We start from the raw sequence: 3,178 nt of genomic DNA, 5'->3' as shown, positions 1-3,178 counted from the left end.
TTGCCGGACATGGTTCGCGGCTATGAAGGAATCAAGGAACGCAACGCCGCCGAGTACCGCACGGAGATGGAAGCGCGCACCTCGGAGCTCTTCGCAGGCTGAGCACAACGCCGCGGCCGATTATGGCGGAGTGGAGGCCGAGTGTCCGTGGAACGCGGACTACTCGGCCTCTGCGGTCATTGCGGCGCGAACCATCGCCGTCAACAAGTGGCGAAGGTATTCGCGCGGAGCGCGAGGGAACCGAGGACTCGAGTTGAGCAGCCCGATGCCGCCGGATACACGGACGCGCGCCGAAGTGTCGTCGAGCGCGGGGTTTTGCCGCTGTAGCGCCTTTGTCCAGATATCGAGGTAGTGACGCTGGAGCGAGCGCACCTTTCGGCGAGCGGTCTCCGGGAGCACCTCGAGGTCGCGGTATTGCACGGAGATCAGATCGGGTTCGGTGATGACGAAGTCGACGTGCACCGCGATCAGCCCGTCGAGGCGCGCACCCGGGTCCGATTCGGACGCGACGACGGCCTCCGCGGCAGCGTGCAGGCGCTCGGAGATGTCGGTGAGCATCTCCATGAGCAGGTCCTCTTTCGAGGAGAAGTGGCGATACATCGCCGGGCCGGAGACTCCGACGGCCTGACCGATATCGTCGAGCCGGACACCGCGAAAACCGTGCTTGGACATCAGCTTCGAGGCTGCGGTGAGGATTTCCTCTCGCCGTTCCGCTTTCGCCCGCGCCCGCGGGGTGAGCCGAATTTCGTCTCCGCTATCAGCCTGTACCGCGCTCCCTGTGCCCTTGATCACACCCGCCACGTTACCCTGCTCCCGCAGCCGTCAACAAGGTTACAGCCACTAAGGCGTTATTAACCGAGTGGAGAATCATCCCAGGCACGACCGACCGATACCACTCGGCCATGATGCACAGACAGACCCCGATGACGGCGAGATACGGGAAGCCGACGGCCACAAGATGAACGAATGCAAACACGCACCCGGCGAGCGCGGCGCCTCCCCAACGGCCGAGTCGCGTGCGGATCACGCCGAACACGACACCCCGGAAGAACAGTTCCTCCCACACAGGAACCACGCCACAAATCAGGATGACGCCGATCGCCACGACCGGCAGGGACGTCCCCACGAGCATGTCCTCGATCGAGCCCTGCGCCGGCTCTTCAGATGCGAAGGGCGCGATAACCAGGATCTGCACGATCAACGCCGTCACGATGACGGCCGGGATCTGCCACAGCAGGTTCCACATCGAACGGGCCGGCGGACGCCAGCCGATCAGGTCCCAACGCCCTCCGAGCGGCGACACGACGAACGCCCACATGCCGATGCCCATGACTGCCGAGGAACCCAGCAAGACGAGAATGATCAGCGCCGTTGCCGAGAAGCCATCCCGGAAGAAGGACACCACCATAAGTGCGAGCACCAGCGCGGCGAAATAGCCGACGAGGAGCGCGACAATCTTGGCGATGGCGAACGCACCGAACCGCCCGCCCAACGGCGACGTCCAGCGTGCGGAGGCAGGCCCCCACGTCGGCGCGGGTGCGGGCGCTGCTGCGGGCGCCTGCCCCGGCCCGCTGCCGACGGGAAAGCGTGGGTCGTGGTCGGGGTAATACATGAGAAAAGTCCGAACTCGGCGCGAACGCCTTAGTGGAAGAAGTGGCGCGCTCCGGTGAGGTACATCGTGATCCCCGCCTTCTCCGCGGCCTCGATCACCTCGCCGTCACGCACGGATCCGCCCGGCTGAACGACAGCCTTCACACCGGCGTCAATAAGAACCTGCAGCCCATCGGCGAACGGGAAGAACGCATCCGAGGACGCCACTGCGCCGGCGGCGCGCTCGGCCCCGGCCCGCTGCACGGCAAGGTGCGCCGAGTCGACACGGTTGACCTGGCCCATCCCCACGCCGACCGTGGCGCCGCCCGAAGCGAGCAGGATCGCGTTCGACTTCACCGCGCGGCCGGCCCGCCACGCGAACACGAGGTCGCGCAGCACCTCGTCGGACACGTCCTCGCCGCATGCCTTGGTCCAGCCCGAGGCGACGTCGCCGGGGGCGTCGAGCACGTCGCGGGACTGCAGCAGTGCGCCGCCGGTGATCTGCTTGCGCTCGATGCGCTCCTCGGGCACGGGGGCGGTAAGGATCCGGATGTTCTTCTTCCCTTGCAGGATCCCCACGGCGCCGTCCTCGTAGGACGGTGCGATGATCACCTCGGTGAAAATCTCGGCGACCTGCTTCGCCATCTCGACCGTCACCTCGCGGTTCACGGCGATCACGCCGCCGAACGCCGACATCGGATCGCAGGCGTGCGCCGCGCGGTGCGCCGCGGCGACGTCCTCGGCCACCGCAATTCCGCACGGGTTCGCGTGCTTGATGATCGCCACGCACGGCTCGGCATGATCGAACGCCGCGCGCCAGGCGGCATCGCCGTCCTGGTAGTTGTTGAAGCTCATTTCCTTACCGTGCAGCTGCGTAGCCTGCGCGATCCCCGGCGCCGCTGCGGCATCGGTGTACAGCGCGGCGGACTGGTGCGGGTTCTCCCCGTACCGCAACGCCGTCTTACGCTGCAGCGACTGCCCCGTCCACACGGGGAACTCCGACTGCTCCACGGCCTCGCCGCTCACGCTGTCGCCGGAGGTCTGCTCAGTAATCCACGTCCCGACCGCGACGTCGTACGCGGCGGTGTGGCGGAACGCCTCGGCCGCGAGCGCGCGCCGCTGCGACAGAGTGAACCCGCCGCCGGCGACCGCCTCGGCAACCGCTCCATACGAGTCCGGCGACACGACGACGCCCACCGACGGGTGATTCTTCGCCGCCGCGCGCACCATCGACGGACCGCCGATATCGATCTGCTCGACGCACTCGTCGTAATTCGCGCCCGAAGCCACTGTTGCGGTGAACGGGTACAGGTTCACGATCACCAGGTCGAAAGGCGCGACGCCGAGCTCTGCGATCTGCTCGAGATGTTCGGGCTTACGTGTGTCGGCCAGGATCCCGGCGTGGACGCGCGGGTGCAGCGTCTTCACGCGGCCTTCGAGGCACTCGGGAAAGTCGGTGAGCTGCTCGACCGGCGTCACGCCCACCCCGGCCTCGGCGATCTGCTTCGCCGTCGATCCCGTCGAGACGATCTCCACTCCGGCCTCGCCGAGCGACTTGGCGAGCTCTACGAGCCCGGTCTTGTCGTAC

3 protein-coding genes are annotated in these 3,178 nt (G+C 67.0%); all 3 read right to left on the bottom strand.

Going from position 1 to position 3,178, the window contains the following annotated elements; translation table 11 throughout:
- Positions 1-159 precede the first annotated feature (159 nt).
- The gene (locus K8V11_RS01990) at positions 160-792 is read right to left on the bottom strand and encodes a TetR/AcrR family transcriptional regulator (protein ID WP_303910537.1); all 633 of its coding nucleotides are present in this window, start codon (positions 790-792) and stop codon (positions 160-162) included.
- 10 nt (positions 793-802) lie between these two features.
- A complete protein-coding gene (locus tag K8V11_RS01985) occupies positions 803-1,612 on the bottom strand; it encodes a CPBP family intramembrane glutamic endopeptidase (RefSeq protein WP_303910536.1) in 810 nt (269 codons plus the stop codon).
- Positions 1,613-1,641: 29 nt separating this feature from the next.
- On the bottom strand, positions 1,642-3,178 hold a 1,537-nt coding region (purH, locus tag K8V11_RS01980; protein WP_303910535.1), incomplete at its 5' end, for a bifunctional phosphoribosylaminoimidazolecarboxamide formyltransferase/IMP cyclohydrolase.

The organism is Dietzia timorensis, from assembly GCF_020742175.1.
Taxonomy (GTDB): Bacteria; Actinomycetota; Actinomycetes; order Mycobacteriales; family Mycobacteriaceae; genus Dietzia; species Dietzia timorensis_A.
This window is presented reverse-complemented; position numbering and strand designations above follow the sequence as displayed.